This window comes from Parapusillimonas sp. JC17 (genome assembly GCF_052180245.1).
GTDB lineage: Bacteria > Pseudomonadota > Gammaproteobacteria > Burkholderiales > Burkholderiaceae_B > Parapusillimonas.
On the sequence record NZ_CP197474.1, the window covers coordinates 3,815,175 to 3,839,424 of the forward strand.

Consider the following 24,250-nt stretch of genomic DNA (forward strand, 5'->3'; position numbering starts at 1 on the left):
AGCTCAAGGACTGCGGCTCTATCCAGTAAGCGAAGCGGCTGTCGATTCTGCCTATTGATTCGAGCAAGAGTATTCGGACACACCCATGTGAACTCGTCCGTATCTGGATGCGCCTCATCCAAGGCTTCGGCAACCGCCTCAGCATTAATGACGATACACACATCTGCTCCAGGGTCCTCCCGTCTCAAGTTCATCGCGTTGTTACGCGCCCGCTGAAGCGCCTCAGACGTCGGTGCGTGAAACACAACTTTCAGTTCATTATCTTGCTGCATACTGGTCATCGTAATTAGGACGTTAAATCGAGCAGTTGGCGGCTCGAAGGCCACGCTATATATGGATTACAAAAGCTGATCCGAGAATAAAGCTAGGAATCGAACGGGCATGGACAGTCATAAGCGGCTCCTATGAATGTGGGTCACTTTAAGTACCGATTTGCTGGGACGCCGATTTCAATGCACTCTGCAACATCTCCTCGATGGAGGGATGGTAGTACGGCATGGTCAGTAGCTCATCGACGGTTTGCTTCGCCTGAATCGCCCAGGCGAGCAGGTGCGCTATATGTTCACCTTGAGTCAGCAGCATGCTGGCGCCAAGCAAGATGCCCGTATCCGGCTCGGCATAAACTCGCAGCAGGTTATCTTTTGCACCCAATATCTTGGAGCGACCGTTGCCACTGCCTTCGGCCAACCCTATGATCGCACCCTTCTGCATCGCGGCAGCGTAGGACACCCCTACTGTGCAAACATCCGGGCCCGTAAACAAGATCGACATCGGTACCCGGCGTGATGCACTTGGCCACTGCTCATCGCGCAAGTAGGACAACGCGGCGTGCGCCGCCATTAGCCCTTCATCCGCTGCTTCGTGCATCAGAGCCCGGTCGGGCTGCACGTCACCAGCAAAGAAAATCGGCACATCTGATGCCTGCATGGTAACGGGGTCAATAGAGGGTCTACCTTGATCATCCAGCGAAATTCCCGCAGCCGCCAGATTCAGTGCATCAGTATTGGGAGTCCGCCCTGTGACGACCAGAAGGCGGTCCACAACGGCACTATGCTCACTCGTACGCATGAGCACACCGTCGCCAGCCGGGTTGATTTCCACCGAGTCTCCCAGCCACATCGGCAACTCGCTTATGAATGCAGAAATGGCCCGCTCCTGGACCATGGGATCTTGAATGCCACCGATAGTATGGCGCTGATCGGCTCCTATTACTTCTACGTCTAGACGAGCGAGCGCCAAACCCAGCTCAAGTCCAACCGCTCCCATGCCAAGAATTCCCAATCGTTTCGGCAGTGATTCCTGGTCGAAAAGCGTATCGGTTGTCAGGATTCTAGTCGCTACACCTTCAAGTGCTTTCGGCACAACGGGGCTAGAACCGGTCGCTACAATGATGGCGTCGGCTTCGAGACGCTCCGATCCTACCTGCAAAACGCCGGGTTCAATGAAGCTTGCTTCGGCCAAAATCAAGCTATCCTTTGCCGCATTGCGCGTACGCTCTGCTGCTCCGTTCGCCAACATGTCCCGTGTCTCGCGAGCATGTTTCCACAAAGCCTGTCGTCCCCGCGGGAAGAGGACAGCTCCGTCTGGCAATTGCTTTGCGGTCTCCCAACGCATACCCGCATGCAAAGCAGCTTTCGACGGCATACATCCGACGCGAGCACACGTCGTGCCCAGCGGCCCTCTATCAATGAGTACCACTTTCTTGCCTGCAGCCTTTATCGCATGGAATGCAGCGATTCCTGCGGTGCCTGCGCCAATAATGGCGACATCAATTTTCCGGTTGGGCATTGAACTCCCTTTATCCATAATTAAAGAAATGGGCGCTGAAGCACGTTCGCAACAGCACACCAGTCTACGAACGGCTATCCGATATTGCGCATGAGCATCATGGCCGCCACCACAACGCAGGCGATCGCAAAAACTCGTTGCAATACCGTTGAGGAAATCTTCGGCACCAGCAAACGAGCGCTCGCCATGCCTGCGAGTGTGGCGGCCGAGAATGCCCAGGTCCCAGCAGTAAGTAAAAGACCTTGTTCCGACGCAATGAAGACGGTGACTACAGATAGCAGTGCAATCACCAGCAGAGATGTTGCGACGATACTGTGCATGCGAAGTTCGCTGAAGTACCCCAGCGCGGGGACGATGATGAATCCACCGCCGACGCCCAACATGCCGGTAAAAAGACCCGAGACCACTCCGATACCGCCCAGCGTTGTGACGGTGCGTGGGTTCCAGATGAAGCGTCCGGTCTCCTTGGATACTTTGCAAACCCCAGATTGCACCATGGGCAACTCGCCATCGTTTTGAGCACCGCGTGAAGACATGAACATGCGGTAGGCGACCACAAGCATGACGGCGACAAAGATCAAGCTCAGCCACCGGGAAGGAAGCCAGTGAGCCAGCCTAATGCCGAGCGGCGCAGTAATGGCACCCGCTGTCGCCAAGACGATCGCGGCTTTGTATCGGACAAGGCCTTGGCGCAGCCCTTGCAATGCGCCAAGCATCGCTGCGGAGCCAACGGCCATGAGTGCCATAGGAGCAGCCGCACGCATATCCATACCCAGGCCAAACACCAGTGCCGGGACGGCAAAAATACCGCCTCCAGCCCCAGTGAGCCCTAAGACAGCGCCGATTACAAGCCCAAGCAGCCCGCCACTAAGCATCATGCCCCCTGCCTGGCACATAATTCCGTACGTCTGTACTCAGATGATCCATCAGCGCGGACCCAACACTTCGGTCAACGCGCCCTGTTGCGGCATGCCGTTGTACTTCTGGATAAACCCCTTGTCGTCCTGAACGATGATGCCAGGTGTGCCTCGAAACCCCATCGAAAGCATGAGCATTTGATTATCTTCGAGCGTCCGCTGTACATCGTCCGGTACGCTCTTGGCGGGCGTAATGCCGCCCTGATCGAACTTGACTTCATTCTCGCGCAACGCAGCCGAAGGGTCGGCTGCGCCAAGAATCGCCGCCGCTTTGGCCGGGCTGTCCTCTTTGATGACGCCGACCAACAGGTGGCGCAACTGGACCTTTCCAGCATCCACCCACGGGCGCGCGGCCTCCCAGAACAAATGGCAATAGGGACAATTTGCATCGGTGAAGGCATAGATAATACGCGGCGCGTCGGCCTTGCCATCCAGCACCCACGTGGCCGACTCCAGCTGCGCCCAAGCCTGGTCGCTGATGGGCTTGGCAACCAGGCTCTGCAGTGTCGCTTGGTCAATCGGCTCGCCCTTGGCATTCAGGCGCGTGCCCGCAACGGCATTGCCATCGGCCAGAACGTAGACCGCGACGGGGCTGTCGCCCAGGACACCGGCGAAGGCGCGCACGCCTTTACCGGCCTCGAACTCCTGCTTGAAGATGACACCTTGGTCTTCCAACGCGTCGATAACCGGCGGTTTATCCGTGACCTGGGCCTGGCCTCCGCTGGGTATCAGAATGAGAGGCGCCGCAGTCATAAAAGCGAAAAGCACACGCTGTGCAAACATAGTCGTTCCTTATCCGTACTGGGTTCGATGAATGGTCAAAAATGGCGTGATATCTTGTCTTTGAGATCGCTCATCGTGATCTCGCCTAAATGCAAGTCCACCATGCGCCCTTGTGCATCGAAAAAGAAGGTTGTGGGCAAGCCACCCGTTCGCATTTCCTGCATCGCCTTGGACGGTGGATCGAGCAGAACATCCTTCAAATTCAGACCTTCGCTATGAAGAAACGCTTTAGCCTGTTGCGCGCTTTCCCCCTGATTGATCAAGACGAAGGCAATGTCGGGAAATGCCGTCTGGGCCTGCTCGAGCACCGGCATCTCGCGCCGGCATGGTGGGCACCAAGTCGCCCAAAGATTGAGCACGACCGGCACCCCCACATACGAGCTCAAGTGGGCGGGACGCTCCTCCAGCGTCATTAGCTGCAAGTCCGGCAAACGCAGCGCGGCCTGCTGCGCCAGCTTGTCGGCTTCCAATCCCCGTGCTGTTGAGGAGTTTTCTGCGTTGTCTGTCTGATTGCAGCCCGCCATCAACACGAGAGTGACGACAATAAGAATGGGTAGGCGTAAAGCCGGTGTAAGCCTGGTTATCATTTTTCGGCCCCCGAGCCGGAAGATAGGTCGAAACGACGCAGCATCTTGTCCTTGAGACTGGGCATGGTGATCTCGCCCAAATGCATGTCCACTTGGCGCCCTTGCGCATCGAAAAACAAGGTGGTGGGCAAGCCGCGCGAGTTCATTGTGCGCATGGCTTCGGAAGCGGGGTCAAGTAAAACATCCGTCAAACTCAAACCCTCGCTTTCAAGAAAAGCCTGCGCCTGCTGCGCGCTTTCCCCTTGGTTAACCAACACGAAGGCCACATCCGGAAAATCGGTCTGAACCTGCTCAAACACCGGCATCTCGCGTCGGCATGGCGGGCACCAACTCGCCCAAAGATTGAGTACGATGGGGCGCCCTGCATACTCGCTCAGCGAAACGGGATGTTCGTCCAGCGTCGTCAGTTGCAGGTCCGGCAAAGGCGGCGCGGAGCGCAGCAATAAAGCGAGCACCCCGCCCGCGAGGGCCCATGCGACGACGCCGACCATGACGCCCGCCAGCACGGGGATGCGCAAGATCTGAGCGGACCGGGTTCGCTGCCAGATATAAGCAACGACCACCAGCACGCCGACCCACCAGACAAATCCACCATCGCCGATGGCGATCATGGATCTGGGTGCGGCCGAGTACTCCTCCCACCACTGCGCAATGTATGCCAAGCGTGCAGTCAAGAGTCCCCAAACCACGGCGTCAAGAATCATTGATCCGGCGGCTTTGTAAGGCACATCGGGCGTCCGCCGACCGACAATTCGTGCTGTCAGCCAAGCCAGCAGTACGGCGGCAATAACCGTGACGACCTGTATAGGAAATGGACCAATGCCGCTCATGACACCCCCGCCGCGTCCATGCGGTCCTGAAACTCGCGCGCACCGATCTCACCCACCACGCGCAGATCCCGCCGCTCCGTACCATCCGGCCCCACGAGTATGAGTGTGGGCGGCCCCATGACGCCCCAGTGTTTGAGCAGTTCCTTATCCGTAGCGTCATTACGTGTCACGTCTGGCCGCACGATCTGCATACGCGCCAGCTGCGCCGCAACCGCGGGATCGCCGAATACATTGCGCTCGATTACATGGCAGCTGACGCACCAGTCGGCGTAGAAATCAATCAAGGTCCACTGACCGCGCGCGGCGCCTTCCGCGAGGCGAGCATCCACGTCGGCCACCGATTTCGCCTGGATATAACTGACCTCGGCGGTTGGCGTGGCCGCAGCGGGCGCGCCGCGCAGATGCGCCAGGGGCTGCAAGACGGCATCACCCCCTGAAGCGGCGCCCATGAGCATCAGGACAGACCACAGACCGACGAATGCCGCCGCCGAACGCAAGCTCCACGCCAACCGCTGCCTGTTCGCAACGGCTTGCGCCCAAGCGACGAACCCCACCGCCACCAGCAGTATCCAGACCCCCCAGAGCAACAGGCTCATCGTGCCGGTCAGGAAACGCGTCAGCATCATCACTGCCATGCCAACCATGACATAGCCGAAGGCGACGCGCACCCGATCCATCCACGCACCGGGCTTGGGCAGCACACGGGCGCCGAACACAGCAATGGCCAACAATGGCAGGCCCATACCCAGACCCAGCGCAAACAAAGCCAGTCCCCCTTGAATCGCACTGCCCGTCTGACCGATGTACAACAGCGCACCCGCCAACGGAGCCGTCATGCATGGACCAACCAAAAGCGCCGACAGAAAACCCAGCACCGCCGCACCGGTGATACTCCCCCCCGAACGAGCAGGCCCCGCTGCCTGGAGGCGATTCATCACAGCGGATGGCAAGCGCAACTCGAACAGACCGAATAGCGAACTGGCCAGGATGAGAAAGAGTGCTGCGAAGGCGCCGAGCAACCAAGGCGACTGCAGCGTGGCTTGTAAATTGGCGCCCGCCAGTCCGGCCGCCACCCCCACTGCGGCGTAGGTACCCGCCATCGCCAGGACGTATGACGACGACAAGACGAAAGCCCGACGCGGCTTGGCCTGGCTACCAACGACCATGCTGGAAACGATGGGAATCATCGGCAAAGTGCAGGGCGTAAAAGCCAACAATAGGCCGAATCCGAAAAACAGCAGCGTGCCGGCGATAGGCCCCAGCGCAGCAAGCCGCTGAGCAGCCGCCTGATCCTCGCCAACGCTGGCGCCCGAAGGCGTGCCGGCCGAATCAGGCCCGCGCTCCGAGGCTGATTCAGGTTCCGATGCCTGAGGCGGCTGCTCGACAGCCTGACCGTCAGCTACCGCTGTTGCTACTGGCGCGCTGATCTGTATCGTCTGCGGTGGATAGCAGATACCGTCTTCTGCACAGCCTTGCCAATGCAGTGTCAGTGGGCCGGTTACAGCCGTCGGGAAGCGCAGACGGGCCGTATCGCCGGTGTAGATGACGGTATCGCCAAAAAACTCGTCGTGCCGGGGCGTTCCAGAAGGGAGAGCCAGATCAACAGCATTCTCTTTGTCGTCGACCAGCTTCAACGAGTGGCGGTAGACATAATAGCCGTCGGCAATATGCCCTTCGACTATATACTCTCGGCCTTGCTGCTTCACCTCCTCTACCTTGAATACATCCGAGGCTTCAAGAAATTCGGGTTCCGTGGCCGACGAGAATAGACCGTTACTGGCCCAGGCGTTTCCGACGGCAAAACAAAACAGTACGAGAGCCGCACGGGCAATCCGGTAGACAGACAAGCTGAACTCCTGCAGATAAACTTAGGTGGATCATGCACCTGCAGGATTAAGGGAAGCTTAAGGCTTCGCAGGAAACTCAAGAAAGCGTAGTATCGTCCGCTATTGGAAGCGTAAGTCGCGCTTCCAGCCCGCCGCCATCGCGTTCCAGAAGCTCAAATGCACCCGCATGTCGGCATGCAATCGCGTTCACAATAGATAGGCCTAGTCCGTAACCGGGTATTTTGGGGTCTCCACGCCAAAACCGATTAACTGCTTGAACCCGCTCTTGCGCATTCAGGCCAGCACCTTCGTCCAGCACACTAATTTGCATGGTGCCATTGCTTTGCGGCTCCAGACGAATTGTAATGGGAGTGTCGGGGGGTGCGTAGCGTATTGCATTATCAATTAGGTTTTGGATGGCCCCAACTAGAAGTGGCCGCGCAGCGCGTACCGGCCGCGAGCTGTCAACCCCTTGTACCGATATTCTAGCCACAGAGTCACCGTACATTGGCTTCAATGCCTCAATTGCAATGGATGCCGCCTCAATCGGGTCGCTAGCTTCCTTCGCGATGGAATGGCCCTCTAACCGCGCCAGATCAAGCAAACGCTGAAGGATATTTTGCAGCTGCTGTACCCCTTGGTCTGCGTTGGTCAGCGCAGCTTCCATAGTGGCTCTTTCCTCTCGCCGTTGCAGTGCAAGCTTCGCTACTTGAATGTGTGTTTTCACACCGGTAAGTGGCGTACGCAATTCGTGCGCAGCGCTATCGGTGAATCGGCGTTCTCGCACGATTGCATCCTGCAGCCTTTCCAAAAGTTGCTCAATCGTATGCAAGAGTGGCTGTAACTCTATCGGGGCCTTCACTTCCGGCAACGGGCTATCGTCGCCGGGTCGGCGCCGTGCCAGAAGGCTGCGGATACGCTCCACAGGCGCCAGTCCACGGGTGATGCCCAACCACAGCACGATCAGGGTGCCAAACAAGGCGACAACGAACGGCACCCCCGCCGAAAGGATCAACTCTTTGACCAATGCCTCTCTGACCTCGATGCTGTCGGCGGTGGCGATCTGAACATCGCCCTGCCGCAGTACATAAGTGCGCCATCGCTTATTACCGTATGTATAGGTGCTGAAGCCTGGATCAGCGTGCATCAGTTCAGGGCTGCCTGCCGTACGTGCCACGGTTTCAATCACGACTTCGCTGCGCACAAGGCTTACTTCGCACGCCACCCCATCTCGGGCGACGACGTCCAATGGCTTATCACCCATTGCGGCAATATCTCGAGGTTCGGGAAATTGGGAAACCAGCCCGGCAACCATTCGTGCCGACGCCGCCAGACGGTTGTCCAATGCCTGGCCTAACGACTGACGGGCGTCAATGAACATCCAGGTCGCCACCAAAGTCCAAAGCGCAGTCAGCGAAATACCGATATACAGCAGAAGGCGCAGCCGCAGACTCATGTTTCCGCTACCTTCTCGGTTGAGCCAAGCCTATAACCGAGTCCACGCACTGTTTCGACAATATTGTTTCCAAGCTTGCGGCGCAAATGATAAATATGGACGTTGATCGCATTGCTTTCCACGTTCTGCTCGTAACCATAGACGCTATCACAAAGCTGTTCTGTGCTAAGGATGGCCTGAGGATTCTGCAACAACGCGCGCAGCAATGACAGCTCACGGCGTGCCAGCGTAACCGGCTTATCGGCTAGCCATACTCGGCCTGTTGACGAACAGAACTTCAGTTCCCCGTGATTCATGCAGTCGGTGACACGACCTGCGACCCGGCGCGTCAGTACGTGCAATCGAGCCTGCAACTCATCCAAGTCGAAAGGTTTAACCAGGTAATCGTCGGCCCCTCCAAGTAACCCCTCCACACGGTGACTGAGTGCGTCACGTGCCGTCAACACGAGAACGGGAAGATCACGACCTTCTTCGCGCCAGCGGCGCAGTAACACCATTCCGTCTTCGTCCGGCAACCCAAGGTCAAGGATGCATACATCAAAGTATGACGTCGCCAATGCAGCATCCGCCAAGTTAGCCGTGCTCACATGGTCGATCGTCAGACCATGCAATCTCAATCCCGCCACGATACCGCTCGCGACGAGGAGATCGTCTTCGACGAGCAAAATATGCATTTCATTCTCCTTGCGTACCGGCGCTAAACATTCTCTGAACTCTCTATCAAGCAAAAATCTTAACAGCCTTTCAAGCTTTGCTCACCCGTTCCTCACCTCTTAATACTGCCTTAATTCTGGCAACTTATTGTGTCGTCAATTTCGCTGCTTTTAATCTGGATTGCCGCGTACCTCCTGAGGCGGGATCGGATTACGAATCTACCAAACGCAGCTGCCACTGGAAGCGGACACGTATGCTATGACACCTATACTGGGAACTTTGTTAGCGACAAGCTTTGTCGCTTCATTGGTGGCGCTGGGCATTCTCGTCTGGGCTGTTGCCAATAAGTTGATATTCGTGGGTAAAGCCGAAGCCTCCACGATTTTCATGGAGGGAGAGCTCGGCCATCCCGATGACAGCGCCTCTTTTGGTAAAAAGAACGAGGCCGAATCACATCGCTTCGACGTATTGCGGGCTGGCATCGATCACGCCGGGAAGGGCCCAGTTCTGGTTCTAATCACAGCTGGCATTCTCTGGCTACTGATAGGCTCGACGTTCGGCGTCATTGCATCTTTGAAACTGCACTGGCCAGATTGGCTCTCAGATGTTGCACAGATCACTTTTGGCCGTGCACGCACACTACATCTGAATATCGTTGCCTATGGCTGGCTTTCGGTCACGGGCATCGGCGTGGCTTTATGGCTGTTGCCACGAATCTTTCACACGCCGCTGCGACGGCCCAATATGGCCTATCTTGGGGCCTTTCTTTGGACGCTGGGTGTTCTGGGTGGGACCATCGCCGTCGCTAACGGCTGGTCCGATGGCATTGAGTGGCTGGAATTCCCATGGCAAATCGACTTGGTGCTTGCATTGGGCGGTTTCTTCCTTGCCTGGCCTGCGATTGAGACTGCTGCACGGCGGAAATCACGTCACATCTATGTGTCTGGCTGGTATTTCTTAGCCGGCATGATGTGGTTTCCCTTCTTGTTCCTAGTGGCGAACATACCCGGCCTACACGTGGGCGCCCAGCAGGCGACAGTGAATTGGTGGTTCGCCCATAACGTGCTGGGATTGTGGCTGACGCCCATGGGCGTTGGCATGGCCTACTACATTATTCCCAAGATCATCGGCAAACCGGTGTATTCATACAACGTCTCGCTCCTCGGCTTTTGGAGCCTGGCGTTGTTCTACAGCCAAGTCGGCATCCACCATCTGATGGGTGGACCCATCCCGACCTGGGCGGTGACGCTGTCCGTCGTCCACAGCATCATGATGTTTGTGCCGGTGATCGCTGTGGCGATCAACCAGCACGTCACTGTCGCCACCAACATGTGGGCGTTCAAGCAGTCAATGTCGCTCCGGTTCGTATGGATCGGCGCGCTGATGTACACCCTCTCTTCCTTTCAGGGCTCAATCGAGGCGATACGTTCGGTCAACTCGATCACTCACTTCACCCATTACACCGTCGGGCACGCGCACCTGGGCGCCTATGGCTTCGTCTCGCTTGTGCTATTTGGCACTCTCTATTACATGATGCCGCACATCGTTGGCCGGCGCTGGCCCTACCCGAAGCTGGTGCAAACGCATTTCTGGCTGGTGGTGGTCGGATTCACGATCTACTTCATCTCCCTCACCGTCGCTGGCGTCCTGCAAGGCATGGGGTTGATGAATCCGGGATCGAGCTTTGCCGAAATCACCCGATCGATGATTCCCTATCTCGAAGGCCGATCCATCGGCGGCACCTTGATGACCTTGGGCCACTTCGTCTTTGCCGCACATTTCGCCTTGCTGCTACTGAAAAAAGAATCGAGCACCAATTCCGTCGATACGTTCGCTCCTGTGAAAGCGTCATGAACAAACTTTTGCCACTTCTCATTGGCGCAATTGGCGTCTTGCTGCTCGCCACACTAATGCTGGTGATTCTGCCCGCCTGGCAGCTTCGCACATCGCAGCCGCCGGCGCAGCTCCAGCCCTACACCGAGCAGCAGTTGTTCGGACGCCAGCAGTACGTCGCCAACGGTTGTATCTACTGCCACAGCCAGCAGCCCCGCTCCACAGGCCAAACGCTATTCGACGGCGCCCGCGGCTGGGGCCGCGCCTCGACGCCGGGAGACTATTTCTACGACACGCCCCACCTGCTGGGCACCATGCGTACCGGCCCCGACCTGCTCAACGTCGGCGCCCGCCTGAAAAGCCGCGATTGGCATCTGACGCACCTGTACCAGCCGCGCGCCATCTTCGATTGGAGCATCATGCCTTCATATCCCTATATGTTCGACGTGAAGGATGAAGCTGCGCAGGACGACGTCGTGGTGCGCCTGCCTGCCCAGTTCCAGCCGCCGGGCGGCCGGGTGGTCGTGGCTCGCAAAGAAGCGCTGGATCTCGTCGAATACCTGCTCAGCCTGGATCGCACCTATCCGGCCAGCCACGAGGAATTGCAGAAGAGGGACCGCGGATATGACCACCGTCCGGAAACAGCGGCAGACGGGCATGCGGGTTAGGAACGCCATGAAAACTAATCACCACTCGACAACGCCCCGTGTCGACGACATCGATCCCACATTCGAACCTTGGGAGCCGCCCCGCCCGATTCCCATTTTCCTGCTGGCGGTGCTCATCGCCTTGGCGCTGGCCGGCGTCGGCATCTATCTAAGCGACCTGGCTCCATGGACGGACTCCGGCTCGCCCGATACGGTCGCCAGTGGCCCGGTCGCGCCGGTGACGCCCGCAGTGCCTGCCCCCATCGCGACGCAGGATGCACCCGAGCTGGTCCATGCCGGCCGAGGTAGCGTGTGGAGCTGCGCATCCTGCCATGGCGATCAGGGCGAGGGTGCCGGCAACACCCCCCGTCTTGCCGGCCTTTCAAAGGAATACCTGGCCAAGCAGCTGCGCGACTTCGCTTCCGACGAGCGCATCAACGAATCCATGCACTACGTGGCGCGCGAACTATCGGCTCACGATATTGCGGAAGTGACGGCCTACTATGCGAACCTGCCCGTCCCCCAGTTGATGCTGCCGCACTCCGATGCCGACATGGAGAGAGGCCGCCTGCTGTTCGAAAAAGGTGACTGGAAACTGGACGTGCCTGCATGCGTCAGTTGCCACGGAGACCAGGGACAAGGCGTGGGTGTCTCCTTCCCGCCCCTGGCTGCGCAACAGCCCGAATACTTGTTCGGCCAGTTGGCCGCCTGGAAAGGTGGTCACCGGCACAACTCACCGCAATCCTTAATGGACGACATCGCGAGCCGACTGTCCTACCAGGATCTGTATGCGGTATCCAATTACGCGGCGTCCTTGCCGGGAGACCGCGACGACACTGTCAAGTAAGCATAGAGAGCCAAGATGACACAAAACCATTCCTCTAACCGGCCGGAGCCGGGCATACGCAAGCGGATGTCAGGCGCCCGGCGGTTAGCCTGGAGCGCGGGACTGGGCATCCTGTTGTTCGGCGCCGGCTACCTGATTCATGACAGCGGCCTGATGTCGTTCTCTTTCACTTCCGAGAAAGGCGGCATTACCCAGATCGGCAGCCAGGTCTACACACGTGAAGCCATGGAGTCCGACCGCAAGACACACCAAGCAGACAGGGCTGCGCCCACAGCCGGCATGCCAGTCGGTGCCGATGGCTATTACTCCCCTCCATCGGAAAACAGTATTCCTGACAGTCCCTACGGCGATGCCGTCAAGCGAGGCCGCGCCATCTTCATGGAAACGTCGACCATGGTGTCTGACCACGTCGGCAATACGCTCGCTTGCGTCAATTGCCACCTTGATGCCGGACGCCGAGAAAATTCAGCTCCCATGTGGGGCGCCTATGTGCGTTATCCAGCGTACCGAAGCAAGACAAAGTCAATCAGTACCATTGAGGACCGCATCAAGGGCTGTTTCACGTACTCAATGAATGCACAGGGCTCACCATCGGGCCAGCCTCCACCAGCCGGGAGCGATATCTACCGCGACCTGACAACCTACTTCTATTGGATGGCCGATGGTGCGTCCACCGGAGAGAAATTACCCGGTTCAGGCTATCCCAAGCTCAAGAAACCCGAAGAAGACTACGACGTGATGCGCGGACAGACAGTCTACGCGCAGAACTGCGCCCTGTGCCATGGCGCGGATGGCCAGGGCCAGCGAGATCCCGACAGCGGTGTGGTGTTTCCCCCGCTCTGGGGCCCGAACTCCTACAACTGGGGCGCGGGCATGGCGCGTATCGATACGGCCGCCGGCTTCATCAAGGCCAACATGCCGCTGGGCAAGCCATTCTCGCTGACCGACCAGGAAGCTTGGGACGTTGCAGCTTTCGTCGACAGCCATGAACGCCCCAAGGATCCCCGTCAGACCGGCACCCTCGAAGAGGCGCGCGTCGAATTCCATGATGGGGAGGAAAGCTTCTACGGCAAGGCAGTCAACGGGAAGGTCGTCGGCGGGGGTACGGAACAAGAGGACTGATCACGCCATGCAGTCGACGACAACGGCCGCCGCAGCCAACACATTGGACCTAGAGTCGCTGCGCCCCGCCGGACGCATGATTTTTTCCGTGCGCGGCATGTTCTGCGCCAGTTGCGCCATGGCGGTGCAGCGCGTCATCGATAAAGCGCCGGGAGTGCTGGAGAGCAACGTAAATTTCACCTCCGGCTCCGCCTTAGTTCGGTGGGAACCGGCGCGCTTCGATTTTCAAAAGCTTTTTGATCGGGTGCAGGGCCTAGGCTACGAAATGTCGCCGCTGCTGGACGACAACGAGGTGAACCTATCCCTGGAAAAACAAGCATCGCGGATACGGCTGCAGTTGATCGTTGCTGCCTTCTTCGGCATGTGGAGCATGCTGGGATCCTGGATGCTTTACTTTGGCATCGAGGCCGTGGCCGGTATCGATGCCTTGCTGGTAGGCTGGACCGCAACCATTTTCAGCCTGCCGGTGGTTCTATACAGTGGCCTCGATTTTTATCGGGCGGGCTGGAAAACAGTGCGAGCCGGAGTTCCCGGCATGGATGCCCTCATATCGCTGGGCGTCTGGGGCTCCTTATTGCTGTCGCTATGGAACCTCACTCGAAATTCGCCCGCCGTATACGTCGATGCCGCCACGATGCTTATCACATTCCTGTTGGTGGGGCGGCTGATCGAGATCCAGGCACGCAAGCACAGCATGGTAGCGATCGACGCCCTGCGCCAGCTCATGCCGGAAACGGCACGCATCATCCAGCCTGACGGAAATAAAAAAATCGTTGCGCTGGAGTCGGTCCAGACGGGCTCACTAGTTTACGTGCTCGCTGGCGAACGCATACCTGTCGACGGGCTCATAGAAAAGGGCGCGTCGCATGTAGACACGTCTTTGCTGACGGGAGAATCTCTGCCGCTGGAGCGCAGCGCCGGCGAGTACCTGCATGCCGGCATGGTGAATCTGCAGGCCCCGTTAGTGCTGCGGGTGGAAAAGTCTCAAGGCGAAAGATATGCCGATAAACTGGGTCTGCGCATGCATGAGCTGTTCGGCGCGAAGTCCTCGATGTCGAAACTCGCCGAACAATTTGCCCGATGGCTACTTCCAGTGGCTGGCGCGATATCGCTGCTTGCGCTCATGCGCCACCTATGGATGGGTATGGCCGTCGACCACGCATTACTAGCCTCGCTCTCGGTACTCGTCGCGGCTTGCCCCTGCGCCGTCGGGCTTGCCCTGCCGCTGGCATTCTCGGCAGGCAGTGCTCGCGCTTCGCGCGCCGGCATCCTGTTCAGGGATCCCGCCAGTGTCGAAGCCCTGGCGCGAGGCCGCACATTTGCGTTTGACAAGACGGGAACGCTCACGACGGGGCAATTGACAGTGGCGCGCATGACAAGCGAGCACCTGGCGCCCGACGATCTCCTACGAGTCGTCGCGAACGCGGAAACAGGCGTTGCCCATCCTGTGGCCAACGCCATCGTCCAGCATGCTCGTTCTCGTGGAATCGAAGATCTGCCGCTGACGCCCCTTGTGGAGCGGCATGCGGCCGGCGTACGTTATATCGCGCCCGATGGGGCGACATGGCTGATCGGAGCCGTCAAGTGGCTGGAGCGGCAGGGCGTGCGCTGCACCGAGAAGGAGGAAGCAGCCGCTGATCCCGCAACAGGCCCAGCACCAAGCGCCACAGTGCACATTTCTCGTAACGGGCGATGGGAAGGCAAAATCGAACTGCAAGACAATATCCGGGCCGATTCGCTGAAGTCCTTGAACTTCCTGCGTAAAGAAGGCTGTCGAACTCTGCTGGTAACGGGCGATCACGCCATGGCGGCAAACTGGGTGGGTGAAAAACTCGGCTTTGCGCCGAAGCACGTTCACGCAGCCAGCAAGCCGGACGACAAAGTCGCAATCCTTCAGAAACATGGGCATGACACTGTTTTTGTCGGCGACGGCATCAACGACACACTGGTCCTTGCTGCGGCCGGCTGCGGTGTGGCCGTCACTGGTGCAAATGCCATCGCCGTCACGGCCTCAGGCGTGGTGATCACGCGAGGCGGCATGAGCCAAGTGGTCCTGGCACGTCAAATGGCCCGCCACATCATGCGGCGAATCCGTCAAAACCTCTTTTTCTCGATCATCTACAACGTTGCAATCGTTGCGTTGTTCTTGCATATCGGCGTTACCCCCGGTGCGGCCGCCGTCGCCATGCTTCTAAGCAGCATGACGGTCCTCGGTAATTCTGCTCGTCCATTTCAGTCCAACGGTCTGGCTTAGCCGCTCATTGAGCAGCACCGCCAAACCTTTCATCCCTCTTGCCTGGAAACTTATCCATGATCAAAGAACTCACCTCCGAAAATTTTGATACCGCCATTGGCCTACCCGGCGTACACGTTATGCGCTTCTGGGCTGAATGGTGTGGACCATGCCGGGCCATGTCGCCCACATTCAAGCAAACTGCCAGTGACATGGCCGACAACGCCCAATTCGGCGAGATCAACGTTGATCATGCGCCGGAATTGGCGCATCGCTTCGAGGTTCAGAGCATACCCGCAGTGCTGGTATTCAAGAATGGTTCACTCGTGAACCGAACGGTAGGAGCGATTGGAAAGGCCCAATTGAACAAATTCGTCAAGCAACACTTGGAGTGATCGAATGAGCACGCACCGTTCTCTCATTATCCTTGGCTCAGGCCCTGCGGGATGGACCGCCGCCGTCTATGCTGCACGAGCCAATCTTAGGCCCATGGTCATTACTGGCTTACAGCAAGGTGGTCAGTTGATGACTACTACAGAGGTCGATAATTGGCCTGGCGACGCACACGGCTTGGTGGGGCCGGAGTTGATGAGCCGCATGCAGGCACATGCCGAGCGCTTCGATACGGAAGTGGTGTTCGATCACATCCACACCAGCGACTTGTCGCGACGTCCCTTTAAACTTGTCGGCGACAGTGGCGAGTACACTTGTGACGCTCTCATCATCGCGACCGGCGCAACAGCTAAATATCTGGGGCTTGAGTCAGAAAAAAAATTTATGGGACGCGGCGTGTCGGCCTGTGCCACCTGCGACGGCTTCTTCTACAAGGAGCAGGACGTGGTAGTGGTCGGCGGCGGCAACACAGCAGTCGAGGAAGCACTATATCTGTCCAACATTGCCCGCAAGGTCTATCTGATCCATCGCCGCGATACGTTACGCGCCGAGAAGATCATTCAGGATAAGCTGTTCGAGAAAGCTGATATGGGAAAGATTGAACCCGTCTGGCATCACACCATTGACGAAGTGCTCGGCAACGATACGGGCGTCAGCGGCGTGCGAATCAAGTCGGTATCCGACGACAGCACTCGAGACATCGATGTACAAGGTCTCTTTGTAGCTATCGGCCATCATCCTAATACCGCCTTATTCGAGGGGCAGTTGGCCATGAACAACGGCTACCTGGAAATCAATTCGGGACTTGGCGGAAATGTGACACAGACGTCAGTGGAAGGAGTGTTCGCCGCTGGCGATGTGACCGATCAACATTATCGTCAAGCCATCACGTCCGCCGGATTCGGCTGCATGGCGGCGCTGGACGCAGAACGGTTTTTGGATCAGCCGCCTTTCGTGTGACTCTGCGAATAGAAGCAAACCTGACAGCCTCTGCCAGTTCAAACCGGCCCAAAGGCTGAAACCGGAGTTACATACGGCCACTGCGCCTTTAATATTGACTTAATCGGGTTGGCGTATCGTGTGTAATGATTGGCCCAATCGAACGGGTCATTACCCATACGAATGCGCTGAGCAGTGTGAATGAATCAACACATGCAACCTGCGCTTTTACCGATTGGGAGTAATCCCATAAATTGAGGTGAAGTTGTTCAAAGCTCTCAACCTAGAATGTGTACGCGGTGATCGCAGCTTGTTCAACGGCCTGAGTTTTCATCTCAAGGCCGGAGAGTGTCTGGTGATTCATGGCGACAACGGTAGTGGAAAAACGAGTCTGCTACGCACACTTGTGGGGCTGGCAGCCCCCGCTGCTGGCGCACTGTACTGGCACGGGCGCAAGATCGACTCTCTGGATGAAGAATACCGATGTCAGCTCATTTACGCAGGCCACCTCCCAGGACTGAAGGAAGAGCTAGATGCAGAGGAAAACCTGCAGTTTGCCTTGACCCTGGCGAATGAACCGTCCAGCGTAAGTGCGATACACACGGCATTGCATCAGGTCGGATTGCAAGGCAAGGAAAATCTGCCGACGCGGCTCTTGTCTGAAGGACAGAAGCGTCGAGTGAGCTTGGCTAGATTAGTACTGCAAAAACGCCCTTTGTGGGTATTGGACGAACCTCTGACCGCCTTGGACAGCAAAGCCGCCCAATGGGTGACGGAAACGATAGACCGGCACCTGTGCCGTGGCGGAATAGCCGCTGTCACGACGCATCATGAGATGAAACTGAAGCATGCGACGTATCACATCACATGCGGATAAGCACATGAGTGCGCCCCTGGGGCTGGCTTCTTTCCATGGAGTGATCAAACATGATTTAAAAGTCGCCATGCGTTGCAAGTCCGAAGTCCTGACTTCGCTTTCGTTCTTTGTCATCGTGGTCAGCTTGATTCCATTGGGCGTTGGCGCTGAACGAGACATACTCAGACAGATTGCACCCGGCATTCTCTGGATTGCCGCATTGCTGGCCACCTTGATCTCGTTGAATCGCCTGTTTGAACGGGATTATCTGGACGGGACCCTGGAGCAACTGCTCCTGTCCCCCGCTCCGTTGGGCGTACTGATATTGGGCAAAGTCGTCGCGTACTGGCTATTGACCGGCCTGCCGCTGACATTGCTGGCGCCATTTTTGGCACTGCAATTCGACTTGCCGCCTTCATCTCTATACGCGCTGACAGCCTCGTTATTGCTCGGCACCCCGGTGCTGAGCCTGCTTGGAGCGATTGGAGCCAGCCTGACATTGGGCTTGCGCAGCAACAGCGTGCTGCTGACACTGCTGATTTTGCCGCTTTACGTACCGGTGTTGATTTTTGGCACGGCCGCTGTTGACGTCGCCACCGGCGGGGCACGCACAGGCGCGAATATTTCGCTGCTGGGAGCGATGTTGGTGCTGGCCGCGTTTTTTGCTCCTTGGGCGACGGCTGCCGCGCTGAAGATTGCGCTGGAGTAATGAAAAACAGATGATCAACTGGTTCAAATACGCATCGCCAAGAACGTTTTATCCGCTTGCTGGGCGCCTGATCCCGTGGTTTGGCGCAGCCTCCGTCCTGTTGACTGCGGCGGGGTTATACGCAGGTTTCTTCATGGCGCCCACCGACGCCCAGCAAGGCGAGGGATACCGCATTATCTTCGTGCATGTGCCCGCCTCATGGATGTCGATGTTCATCTATTTGGTGATGGCTTTCTGGGCCGCAGTGGGGCTGGTTCTCAACAGCCGCCTGTCGGCCATGATGGCATCGGCCCTGGCCCCCACCGGCGCCATGTTCACCTTTCTCTCCCTATGGACCGGCGCCTTGTGGGGCAAGCCCATGTGGGGAGCCTGGTGGGTGTGGGATGCGCGCCTGACCTCAGAACTGATTCTGTTCTTCTTGTACATGGCCTTCATTGCGCTCCAGTCGGCCGTGGACGACCCTCGACGCGGCGACAAGGCCGCTGCCGTGCTGGCTCTTGTCGGCGTGGTGAACATTCCGATTATCTATTTCTCGGTCCAGTGGTGGAGCACCCTGCATCAGGGGGCCTCGGTCTCGCTGACACGCGCTCCGTCCATGGCAACGATCATGCTGGCCGGCATGCTGCTCATGGCCCTGGCCGCATGGGCGTACACCATCGCCACCGCACTAAGACGTATGCGCTGCATCATTCTGGAGCGCGAGCGCCATGCCGGGTGGCTGAACGAATTGAAGGAGATGAAAGAATGACATGGTCAAGTCCAACTGAATTCCTGGCCATGGGCGGCTATGGTGCATACGTATGGGGCGCCATGGGAATGTCCATCATCGCTGTGTGCGCCGAACAGATGCTTCTTGGACGGCGCCGTAGATCAGCGCTGCTGCAAGCAGTTCGCGAGCAGCGCATGCAAAAAAAGGCAGTCCAATGAAGAAGCGCCATCAACGCATCTTGCTCATTGGAGGCGGGCTGGCCGCCATCGCCATTGCGACGGCGCTCGTCCTCAATGCATTCCAGAATAATCTTGTGTTCTTCTTTACGCCTACGCAGGTCAATGCGGGCGAGGCTTCCCAGGAACGCCTCTTCCGCGTCGGGGGGATCGTGCAGGCGGGCAGCGTACGGCGTGACGGCCTAACCGTGCAGTTCGTCGTGACCGACAACGCCAAGACGGTACCCGTTAGCTACACGGGCATACTCCCCGACCTCTTCAGCGAAGGCAAGGGTGTAGTAGCGCAAGGCAGGCTTGAGCCTGGCGGCCGGTTCCTGGCCCAGGAGGTACTGGCAAAGCACGATGAAAACTACATGCCTCCCGAAGCTCAGCATGCATTGAACGAAGCCGAGAAAGCCACCAATGCAGGGAGGCCATGATCGTCATGCTTCCCGAGATCGGACATTTCTCACTAATCCTCGCACTATTCGTGGCGCTAGCGCAGGCCAGCCTGGCCCTTGCGGGCGCCGCGCGTGGCAATGCCGCCTGGATCGCCTTCGCGCGTCCCGCCGCCCGCGCTCAGCTTCTATTGGTGGCCATCAGCTTCATCGCGCTCGGCGGGTCGTTCTTCACCAACGACTTTTCAGTTCTCTACGTGGCGCAGAACTCCAACTCCCAACTGCCCTGGTTCTATCGAATCGCCGCGACATGGGGCGGACACGAAGGGTCGCTGCTGTTGTGGCTGCTGATGCAAACCGGATGGGCGTTTGCCGTAAGCTTTTTTTCAAGGCAACTGCCCGAGGCCATGGTGGCACGCGTACTGGGCGTGCTGGGCTTGGTCACCGCCGGGTTCCTGCTGTTTGTACTGGCAACCTCCAATCCGTTCGAGCGGCTTATGCCTCCCGCCATGGAGGGGATGGACTTGAACCCGCTACTGCAGGATATCGGCCTGATACTTCATCCACCTTTACTGTATATGGGGTATGTCGGGTTCTCGGTGGCTTTCGCATTTGCCGTGGCCGCCTTACTGGCCGGAAAATTGGATTCTGCCTGGGCGCGATGGTCCCGGCCCTGGGCTACGGCTGCCTGGTTGTTTCTGACACTGGGCATCGCCCTGGGTAGCTGGTGGGCCTATTACGAACTCGGATGGGGCGGATGGTGGTTCTGGGATCCGGTGGAAAACTCGTCCTTCATCCCCTGGCTTGTCGGCACTGCCCTGATTCACTCCTTGGCCGTGACGGAAAAACGCGGCAGCTTCAAGAACTGGACAGTGCTCCTTGCCATCTGTACGTTCTCGTTTTCCCTGCTGGGGGCCTTTCTGGTGCGTTCGGGTGTGCTGACGTCCGTGCACGCCTTTGCCACCGATCCCCGAAGAGGCGTGTTCCTGCTCATTCTTTTTGCTGTTGTGGTGGGAGCATCATTAGTGCTCTTTGCTCTGCGCGCCCCCAAAGTAAGCACAGGCGGCCAATTCTCATTGGTGTCGCGCGAGACTCTCTTACTGGTGAACAATGTGCTGCTGGCTGCAGCGGCCGGCGCCGTAACCCTCGGAACCCTGTATCCGCTGCTGCTCGACGCCTTCGACCTAGGCAAGATTTCGGTCGGTCCCCCGTACTTCAATGCCATCTTCGTGCCGCTGATGATTCCCGCCCTACTGCTTATGGCCATAGGGCCCGCAGCCAACTGGAAATCGGCGAAAATCGCGGCCTTGACAAAGCAGCTTCTGCATCCCGCATGGATAGCGCTGATCGTCGGCATCGGTGCCCCGCTCTTGCTGGGGCGATGGTCTGTGCTGATAGCGCTGGGACTGGGCCTGGCGGCCTGGATCGCGGCGTCGGTGGCCATCGGCGTGATGCAACGTGTGCGCGCCACCCGCAGTGGCCCGCTGAAACAGCCGCGCAGCTGGCTGGGAATGCATCTGGCTCATTTGGGCATTGCCGTGTTTGTCACGGGCGTCACGCTAGTCATGGGGTATGAAACCGAACAAGACCTACGCATGGAACCCGGCGCTACGGTGCAGGCGGGAAGCTATGACTTGACGTTCCGCGGGGTCACCAAGGCAACAGGCCCCAACTACGAGGCGGAAATTGGCGACGTGCTGCTCTCAAAGAACGGCAAAGCGCTGCGCACACTCCATCCCGAGAAACGCGATTACTTTTCATCGGACATGCCGATGACGGAAGCGGCCATTGACGCCAACGGCCTGCGGCACGTGTACGTCTCCTTGGGGGAACCTCTGGGCGGTGGATCGTGGAGCGTGCGGGTCTACTTCAAGCCGTTTGTCGATTGGATCTGGATCGGCTGTATCTTGATGGCACTTGGCGGGCTGTTGGCCATCAGCGATCGACGCTACCGGCTTAAACGCCGCCGGCGCCAAACAGACACGGCTGCCCATGGAGTTGACGCATGAATCGTTTTTTTTGGCCTTTGGCCGGACTGCTGTTACTGATAGGCCTATTGGCTATCGGCTTGACGTTGAAGCCCAGTGAAGTGCCTTCTCCGCTTATCGGCAAACCGGCACCCGTCTTTAGCTTGCCCAAGTTGGCAGCCCCGGACGAAACATTCTCGCCGCAATCCATGGACGGCAAGGTGTGGCTGCTGAATGTCTGGGCCTCGTGGTGCCCGCCCTGCCTTGAAGAGCACCCCGTCATTACCGATTTGTCGACCATCCACGGATTGTCGATTGTCGGTCTGAATTACAAGGATATGGCTGATGATGCAATCGCCTGGCTACAGCGCCATGGCGATGCCTATGAAGCAGTGATCACAGATCCCGAAGGCGTCGTCGGTATCGACTATGGTGTTTATGGCGTGCCGGAAACATATATCATCGATAAACAGGGTGTCATCCGCTACAAGCATATCGGCGCGGTCAGCTTCGGCGATGCTCGCGACACCATCCTGCCCCTGGTTCGAGAGCTGCAAAAATGAAGCGCATATGGCTGTTGCTGCTTTGCGCATCGGTTTGCCATCCCGTCTGGAGCAACGGCAGCGCGATTGAGGCGCGAATGCTGGATATCGCCACCGAGTTGCGCTGCCTAGTGTGCCAGAACGAATCAATTGCCGCCTCGCGCGCTGACTTTGCGAGGGACATACGGGAGCTGATTCGTAATCAGATCAAGGCGGGACGGTCAGAAGCTCAGATTCAGGATTTCCTGGTGGCGCGGTATGGCGACTTCATACTCTATCGGCCGCCATTGAAAGCTACCACGCTTTTTCTGTGGCTCGGACCCATGCTGCTGATGGTGGGCGGGCTCCTGGTGCTCGCCATGACACTGCGGCGCCGAAATAGAAACGCCGCGCCTGACCCGCTTGACGAAGACGAACAACGCATGGCTGACGCCCTTTTACAGCGCAGCACCAGCGAAACTCATTCAAAAGGTAATTCATCATGAGCTTGCTCTTCGCTGGCATCGTGTCGTTGCTTTGCACAACGGTGGCATTGTGGCTCGGCCGCGCCCTTTGGCGCGGCCCAGGCCAAGGTGATGAGATCGGGCATCACTCGGTCAACGCAACAGTTTTGCGCGATCAATTGGCTGAATTGGAAGGAGACGTCGCAAACCGTACACTATCCGAGCACGATTTTTCCGTGGCCAAGCAAGAGTTGCAGCGCCGCGCGCTGGATGAGGCGATACCTGGCTCGGTTCCCGCTACCGGTGCGCATAACAGCCGACGAGCAGCCGCGGTAGTGGGCATCGTCTTGCCTGTGGCCGCCCTGCTGGTGTACGCATACCTTGGCAGCCCGGCCGCAACGCGGCCCGCCCCAGCTCCCAGTGCTGCCACAATGACTCAGGCTGATGTGCAGAAGATGGTGGAATCTCTAGAGGCGCGCCTGAAAGAAAATCCGGACGATCCCGAGGGCTGGCTGATGTTGGGCCGCTCTTATCGATACTTTGGAAGATATGCAGATGCAGCCCAAGCTTTTTCCAAAGCTGCTCCCATCATCGAGGCGGACCCGCTTTCCCTGGCGGAATATGCCGAAGTGATCGCACGCAGCAGCGCAAGCGGATTTACCCAAGAAGCGACGCGACTACTTGACCGCGCCCTTACCCTCGACCCGGACGAACCATTCGCCCTCACCTTGGCGGGAAGGGCTGCATTCGAGCGCGGCGAATATCAGGCGGCCATTGGCTATTGGCAACAATTACTGGAACAGTTCCCGGCCGGTTCGGAAGCGGCCCAGGCGGTACTAAATGGCATTGATATGGCTCGACGAAGTGCTGGTGCCGCCTCTCCATAACCCATCAGCATACTTCGAACTCGCTTGGAAATCGCCTTCAAACCAGCTAATCGGTTTCTCGCATATAAGCCCGGGGACTGCACTTCATCTCGGTAGATCGATTCCAGACAGCTTGTCCGGACATCGATGTACGCTTGGACACCAACCACAAATCGGTGGACTTCGCAGCCCAGCGCATCGATATCGGTGTGCGCTACGGCATGGGGGGCTGGCCAGGCCTGAAGGCCGACAAGCTCATGGATGAAGAAGCTTTTCCCGTATGCTCCCCTGAGCTGCTGCATCAGTTCAGGCAACTACGCAAGCCAAGTGATCTAATTCGCGAAACGCTGATCCATGACTTGACGATGGCCGGCCATGCGGGCTTCCCGACCTGGGAGGAATGGATGAAGAAAGCCGGCGTTAGCGACACAGCGACGATCCATCGCGGCATGCCCCTCAATAACTCTGCAGCCGTGCTGCAGGCAGCTATTGAGGGGCATGGCATCGCGCTCGCACGCAGCATCATGGCCCGCGACGATCTGTCGAGCGGGCACCTCGTGAGGCTATTCCCAGACATCAGCTTAGCGTTGAATGCCTCTTATTACATCGTTTACCGACCCGAGTGCGCCAATCTACCCACACTAGCGGCATTCAGGGAGTGGTTAATCACTGAGGCGGATGACTAATCAC

The 24,250-nt window shown here is 58.1% G+C and carries 24 protein-coding genes and 1 pseudogene; 17 read left to right on the forward strand and 8 right to left on the reverse strand.

Annotated elements, in window-relative coordinates; all coding sequences use genetic code 11:
- Positions 1-420: 420 nt before the first annotated feature.
- The 8 genes from ACSBPU_RS18480 to ACSBPU_RS18515 form a co-directional block, all read right to left on the reverse strand.
- Positions 421-1,788 carry a dihydrolipoyl dehydrogenase gene (locus tag ACSBPU_RS18480; RefSeq protein WP_442593271.1) on the reverse strand — a complete coding sequence of 456 codons (1,368 nt, stop codon included), beginning with the start codon at positions 1,786-1,788 and terminating at the stop codon, positions 421-423.
- A gap of 74 nt (positions 1,789-1,862) precedes the next feature.
- Positions 1,863-2,666, reverse strand: a complete 804-nt coding sequence (locus tag ACSBPU_RS18485; RefSeq protein ID WP_254499632.1) for a sulfite exporter TauE/SafE family protein — start codon at positions 2,664-2,666, stop codon at positions 1,863-1,865.
- Positions 2,667-2,714: 48 nt separating this feature from the next.
- Complete coding sequence (gene dsbG, locus ACSBPU_RS18490; RefSeq protein ID WP_442593272.1) at positions 2,715-3,488, reverse strand: thiol:disulfide interchange protein DsbG; 774 nt, start codon at positions 3,486-3,488, stop codon at positions 2,715-2,717.
- Positions 3,489-3,523: 35 nt separating this feature from the next.
- Positions 3,524-3,958: a TlpA family protein disulfide reductase gene (locus ACSBPU_RS18495; protein WP_442593273.1), complete on the reverse strand. Its 435-nt coding sequence runs from the start codon at positions 3,956-3,958 to the stop codon at positions 3,524-3,526.
- A gap of 113 nt (positions 3,959-4,071) precedes the next feature.
- Positions 4,072-4,905 carry a prolipoprotein diacylglyceryl transferase family protein gene (locus ACSBPU_RS18500; RefSeq protein ID WP_442593274.1) on the reverse strand — a complete coding sequence of 278 codons (834 nt, stop codon included), beginning with the start codon at positions 4,903-4,905 and terminating at the stop codon, positions 4,072-4,074.
- Positions 4,902-6,752: a protein-disulfide reductase DsbD gene (gene dsbD / locus ACSBPU_RS18505; protein ID WP_442593275.1), complete on the reverse strand. Its 1,851-nt coding sequence runs from the start codon at positions 6,750-6,752 to the stop codon at positions 4,902-4,904. Before dsbD ends, ACSBPU_RS18500 begins: the two co-directional genes overlap by 4 nt.
- A 76-nt stretch (positions 6,753-6,828) precedes the next feature.
- On the reverse strand, positions 6,829-8,187 hold the full coding sequence (locus tag ACSBPU_RS18510; RefSeq protein ID WP_442593276.1) for an ATP-binding protein: 1,359 nt from the start codon (positions 8,185-8,187) through the stop codon (positions 6,829-6,831).
- Entirely contained in the window at positions 8,184-8,861 is a 678-nt protein-coding gene (locus tag ACSBPU_RS18515) for a response regulator (protein ID WP_420375404.1), read from the reverse strand. The genes ACSBPU_RS18510 and ACSBPU_RS18515 overlap by 4 nt, the downstream gene beginning before the upstream one ends.
- A 238-nt stretch (positions 8,862-9,099) precedes the next feature.
- Between ACSBPU_RS18515 and ACSBPU_RS18520 the strand changes: the two genes are divergently transcribed.
- The 17 genes and pseudogenes from ACSBPU_RS18520 to ACSBPU_RS18600 all read left to right on the forward strand — a co-directional run.
- On the forward strand, positions 9,100-10,695 hold the full coding sequence (locus ACSBPU_RS18520) for a cbb3-type cytochrome c oxidase subunit I (RefSeq protein WP_442593277.1): 1,596 nt from the start codon (positions 9,100-9,102) through the stop codon (positions 10,693-10,695).
- Positions 10,692-11,342, forward strand: coding sequence for a cbb3-type cytochrome c oxidase subunit II (locus tag ACSBPU_RS18525; RefSeq protein ID WP_118994223.1), 651 nt, complete (start codon positions 10,692-10,694; stop codon positions 11,340-11,342). Before ACSBPU_RS18520 ends, ACSBPU_RS18525 begins: the two co-directional genes overlap by 4 nt.
- A 7-nt stretch (positions 11,343-11,349) precedes the next feature.
- Positions 11,350-12,168, forward strand: a complete 819-nt coding sequence (locus ACSBPU_RS18530) for a c-type cytochrome (protein WP_442593278.1) — start codon at positions 11,350-11,352, stop codon at positions 12,166-12,168.
- A 15-nt stretch (positions 12,169-12,183) separates the two neighbouring features.
- A complete protein-coding gene (locus ACSBPU_RS18535; RefSeq protein WP_442593279.1) occupies positions 12,184-13,290 on the forward strand; it encodes a c-type cytochrome in 1,107 nt (368 codons plus the stop codon).
- 7 nt (positions 13,291-13,297) lie between these two features.
- The gene (locus tag ACSBPU_RS18540) at positions 13,298-15,544 is read left to right on the forward strand and encodes a heavy metal translocating P-type ATPase (protein WP_442593280.1); all 2,247 of its coding nucleotides are present in this window, start codon (positions 13,298-13,300) and stop codon (positions 15,542-15,544) included.
- Between the two features lie 56 nt (positions 15,545-15,600).
- The gene (trxA, locus tag ACSBPU_RS18545; protein ID WP_442593281.1) at positions 15,601-15,918 is read left to right on the forward strand and encodes a thioredoxin; all 318 of its coding nucleotides are present in this window, start codon (positions 15,601-15,603) and stop codon (positions 15,916-15,918) included.
- 4 nt (positions 15,919-15,922) lie between these two features.
- The gene (gene trxB / locus ACSBPU_RS18550) at positions 15,923-16,876 is read left to right on the forward strand and encodes a thioredoxin-disulfide reductase (RefSeq protein ID WP_442593282.1); all 954 of its coding nucleotides are present in this window, start codon (positions 15,923-15,925) and stop codon (positions 16,874-16,876) included.
- A gap of 289 nt (positions 16,877-17,165) precedes the next feature.
- Positions 17,166-17,732 (forward strand): cytochrome c biogenesis heme-transporting ATPase CcmA, encoded by a 567-nt coding sequence (gene ccmA, locus ACSBPU_RS18555; RefSeq protein WP_442593283.1) that lies wholly within the window; start codon positions 17,166-17,168, stop codon positions 17,730-17,732.
- A gap of 4 nt (positions 17,733-17,736) precedes the next feature.
- Positions 17,737-18,420: a heme exporter protein CcmB gene (ccmB, locus tag ACSBPU_RS18560; protein ID WP_118994218.1), complete on the forward strand. Its 684-nt coding sequence runs from the start codon at positions 17,737-17,739 to the stop codon at positions 18,418-18,420.
- Positions 18,421-18,430: 10 nt separating this feature from the next.
- A complete protein-coding gene (ccmC, locus tag ACSBPU_RS18565; protein ID WP_442593284.1) occupies positions 18,431-19,168 on the forward strand; it encodes a heme ABC transporter permease CcmC in 738 nt (245 codons plus the stop codon).
- Entirely contained in the window at positions 19,165-19,347 is a 183-nt protein-coding gene (locus ACSBPU_RS18570) for a heme exporter protein CcmD (protein WP_118994216.1), read from the forward strand. Before ccmC ends, ACSBPU_RS18570 begins: the two co-directional genes overlap by 4 nt.
- On the forward strand, positions 19,344-19,784 hold the full coding sequence (gene ccmE, locus ACSBPU_RS18575) for a cytochrome c maturation protein CcmE (protein ID WP_442593285.1): 441 nt from the start codon (positions 19,344-19,346) through the stop codon (positions 19,782-19,784). The genes ACSBPU_RS18570 and ccmE overlap by 4 nt, the downstream gene beginning before the upstream one ends.
- Positions 19,785-19,789: 5 nt before the next feature.
- On the forward strand, positions 19,790-21,751 hold the full coding sequence (locus tag ACSBPU_RS18580; RefSeq protein ID WP_442598417.1) for a heme lyase CcmF/NrfE family subunit: 1,962 nt from the start codon (positions 19,790-19,792) through the stop codon (positions 21,749-21,751).
- Positions 21,748-22,272, forward strand: coding sequence for a DsbE family thiol:disulfide interchange protein (locus ACSBPU_RS18585; protein ID WP_442593286.1), 525 nt, complete (start codon positions 21,748-21,750; stop codon positions 22,270-22,272). The genes ACSBPU_RS18580 and ACSBPU_RS18585 overlap by 4 nt, the downstream gene beginning before the upstream one ends.
- Positions 22,269-22,736 carry a cytochrome c-type biogenesis protein gene (locus ACSBPU_RS18590; RefSeq protein ID WP_442593287.1) on the forward strand — a complete coding sequence of 156 codons (468 nt, stop codon included), beginning with the start codon at positions 22,269-22,271 and terminating at the stop codon, positions 22,734-22,736. The genes ACSBPU_RS18585 and ACSBPU_RS18590 overlap by 4 nt, the downstream gene beginning before the upstream one ends.
- Entirely contained in the window at positions 22,733-23,581 is an 849-nt protein-coding gene (ccmI, locus tag ACSBPU_RS18595) for a c-type cytochrome biogenesis protein CcmI (protein WP_442593288.1), read from the forward strand. The genes ACSBPU_RS18590 and ccmI overlap by 4 nt, the downstream gene beginning before the upstream one ends.
- A 92-nt stretch (positions 23,582-23,673) precedes the next feature.
- Positions 23,674-24,246: pseudogene (locus ACSBPU_RS18600) on the forward strand (LysR substrate-binding domain-containing protein); the annotation flags it as partial.
- Positions 24,247-24,250 lie beyond the last annotated feature (4 nt).